General features: G+C 36.4%; 2 protein-coding genes. Both read left to right on the top strand.

Translation table 11 applies throughout. The features are described 5' to 3' along the window. Window positions 1-1,482: T9SS type A sorting domain-containing protein (locus tag ACTJJF_RS21950; protein ID WP_440701017.1), on the top strand; the 1,482-nt coding region annotated here is incomplete at its 5' end. A gap of 12 nt (window positions 1,483-1,494) precedes the next feature. Next, window positions 1,495-3,623, top strand: a 2,129-nt coding sequence (locus tag ACTJJF_RS21945) for a hypothetical protein (RefSeq protein ID WP_440701016.1), incomplete at its 3' end; no start/stop codon positions are given.

Here is a 3,623-nt window from a genome sequence, read left to right as displayed (position 1 = left end):
ATCACGGGAAGCTCTATTCAAAGCGATAAGCAGCAGACTTCAGGCAGTAAGCAGAATAATGGTTACGATTTCCATCTTGTAAAACTGAACCAGCAGGGAGAAGAGGTCTGGGAAAAATATTTCTCAGGTCAGAATCATGACTATCTCTCAGCCACTGTTACCACCCAAGACGGAGGATTTCTGCTGGCCGGGACTTCTTATTCCGGGAAAGGACTCGATAAGAAAGAAGATTCCAAAGGCGGATCAGATATCTGGCTAATAAGACTTAATGAATTCGGTGATGAACTATGGCAGAAAACCTTAGGAACTTTCTCAGATGAAGAAGCAAGATCAGTCATTCAAACCACAGATTTAGGATTCTTTGTTGCCGGCAATGTACAGAACTCATCCAAAGGCTATGGTTCCAAAGACGTCTGGATCACAAAATTGGATAAAGATGGAAAAGAACTCTCACAGCTTATTTTAGGCGGAAAAGGCCTGGATGAAGTTGAGAAAATGATCCCAACGAAAGATGGCGGAGCTTTGTTAGGAATTTATTCCAGAAGCTCCGAGGTCCGTGATTCAGGTTCCGGTGTCAGAAACCCTGAAAGTAAATCTTCATCTGAAAATACAGCTACCCGTACCCTGACCTCTGTAACCTCCAAACAAAGCAGTAATTATGGTGAAGGAGACTACTGGATCGTAAAGCTGGACAAGAACGGAAAAATAGAATGGGAAAAGAACTATGGTGGAAAAGGAGATGATCATATCAGAACTTTAGCCCTCACTTCTACAGGTTACATCATTGGTGGAGAATCCAGATCAGAAAGATCAGGAAACAAAACGGTAGGCACCCAAGAAGGCACAGATATTTGGCTGATTTCTTTAAATGAAAGAGGGGATGAGCAGTGGCAAAAATCTTACAACTTCAAAAACCGTGATGTCTTAATGGGAATGAGCATCATTCATTCAGCAGATGATAAATCCTCCAAAGGAATTTTGTTAGGCGGTTATACCCAGGCTGAAGGCAGAATAGAAAAGGATGATGAAACGTTCTGGATGCTGTATCTGGATCAGAATGGCAATGAGCAGTGGCGAAAGCATGTGGCAGGAGAATCAAGGCAGAGAGAAGAAAGACTTTCAGATTTGAAACTGAACAGAGATGGTTCTATAATCCTGGCCGGAACCAGTGCCAAAGAATTGGGGAAAGAGAACTGGAAGATTGTGAAGCTTGGAGATAAGCAGGTTAGTCAACTGATCGAAAAACAGGATATCAAGATTTATCCGAATCCGGTCTCCGATTATGCTTATGTAGAAATCGGCTTTGATTTCAAAGAAGCTGAAATACTGTTATATGATATGAGTGGAAGACAGCTTCAGAGTCTGAAGACAAAGAATAATGTGACTAAGATTAATACACAGAATCTTGTACAAGGAGCTTATCTAGTGACGATAAAGACTGATAATAACAAAACGGCGAATGCTAAGCTGATTAAAAAATAAAAACTAAGAATTATGAAAAAAATAATTTTATTGCTGATTTACATGTTAGGATGTATTTTATATAATGGGCAGGAGCAAAGTAAGAATATAGAAGTTGTACGGCCAGTACCTTCTGTAGCAGGACTGGCTACTTATAATACAGTACCTGTTTCTGTACAAACTGGAATACCAGATATTTCGTATCCTTTGATAAGCCTTACAACTGGAAATAAATCGGTGAGTATCAATCTTGGGCTCAGTTATCATGCTGCTAATACTTCCAGTAGAAATGGGGTGAGTGAGGTAGGAAAAGGATGGTCTTTTTTTGGAGGGGGAGCTATCTCTAGGGAGATAATTGATGATTGTGATGAGGCATTTGAGGATCTTAGTTCTATTCATTATCAGAAAAATGAATTTGATGATATTTATAACTTTAATATTCCGGGGGAATCAGGAAAATTCCGATTTATAAGAGATATTCAGAATAATACTTTTGAACTAGTTAAACTTACTCCTTTTACCTCTAAAATAGAGTACCAACGCTCGAGTAACCCAGCAACCCTTATTTTAGATTCTTTTACGATAACGAGTGAATCAGGAATTCAATATATTTTTAAAGATTATGATGTAAGTATGATGAATGTATGGTTATATAATCATCCTACTAATGGTCCAAAATATGTTGATCAGAAATACAGAAGTGTTTTTTATCTTTCCTCCATTCTTGATGAAAATGGTATGGAACTGATAAAATATACTTATTTGAGAGATCTTGTTTATCCTCCAGGAACAGGCAACCAAGTTCCTAGTACAGAAACGAATAAGTTAACACATATAGAAGTAAAGGAACGTGGAACCATTGATATTAATTATGACAAAGAAGTGGGGCTTCGTACAGATCATGATAAATTTTCAATTAATAATATTGTAGTTAAAACAGATCATAATCTTTTTGTTAAAAAATATACTTTTGTTTACTCATATGCTTCAGCAAAAAGTTATTTAGTAACTTATAGAATTTTGAAATCGTTCAGCCAGGTTGATCAAAATGGGAATGTAATTGAAAAATATGCATTTAATTATAGTGGTGGGGGCTATGAAGATGGAGATAATGATAAAGGAGATGATTATATTCTTTTGAATAGTATAGAATTACCTACAGGAGGAGTTATTAAATATGATTTTGAAATGATTGCTCATTCATACAGTGGAAAAGCAATACAGATACCTGCACCAAAAGTAGATTTAGCGAGCATATCTTTTATAAAAGCGAACGGAACAAGAAAATATGCATTTACCCTTACAGAAACTAAAACTCTTGAAATAGATGCTACAGGGATTGGAGATCTGGCTTCTTACTTATGGGCAGCCCAATTCTGGAGAAAAAATGGAAATACATACGTCGCTTCACACAGTATCGGAGTACCAATAGATCAAAATACAAATTTTGAATATATTCAAAAAAGGACATTTGATCCAGGTGAATATTATCTTGATTTATATTGTAATGACATAGGATGTAATAATTTAGTTTTTGATCCCGCAGCGGTAATTAATTTGTCAGAAATAGTAGGTGAACCTACTGTAGATGTTCAGTGGATTCCTAAGTCAGGGCTCCCAAGAATTAAAAATATTAAATATTTTAATCAGACATCTGCTAGTAGTTTTGTTTCTCCTGCTAAAATTGAAGAATACGACTATAGTACATTTAATAATCCTGGAAACTCTAGTGGATATCTGGTAGAAGGAGGTTCCTTGAATGGTTTGGATCCTGCCAGCCCAACCTTTGTTTATAAAAATGTAAAGGTTTCACAAGGAAGCAATAATGGGTATACCAAATATTATTTTAAAGCCCCTGATGCATATCCTATGCAAACAGGATATGATTTTTGGCCTAACTACAACCTTACACGGGTAGGGCTGCCTGAGAAAAAAGAGGTATATAATGCTTCTAATCAAAAATTATCTGAAGATTTTTTTGAATATACCATTGAAGAATATAATGGACTTAAATATTTGGTTGCACCAAGCTACGTTAGTGCCAATTTTTATCTGAAAACCTCTTGGATCAAGGACAGTAAGGTAGTTTCCCGGAATTACTTTGATTCAGGAATGGTAGAGACCAAGAATGAGATATTCCGAAATACGCATAACAATAAGCC

The organism is Chryseobacterium sp. 22458, from assembly GCF_052044975.1.
Taxonomy (GTDB): domain Bacteria; phylum Bacteroidota; class Bacteroidia; order Flavobacteriales; family Weeksellaceae; genus Chryseobacterium.
Note: the sequence above shows the minus strand (reverse complement) of the source record. Positions and strands in the feature narration are given on the sequence as shown.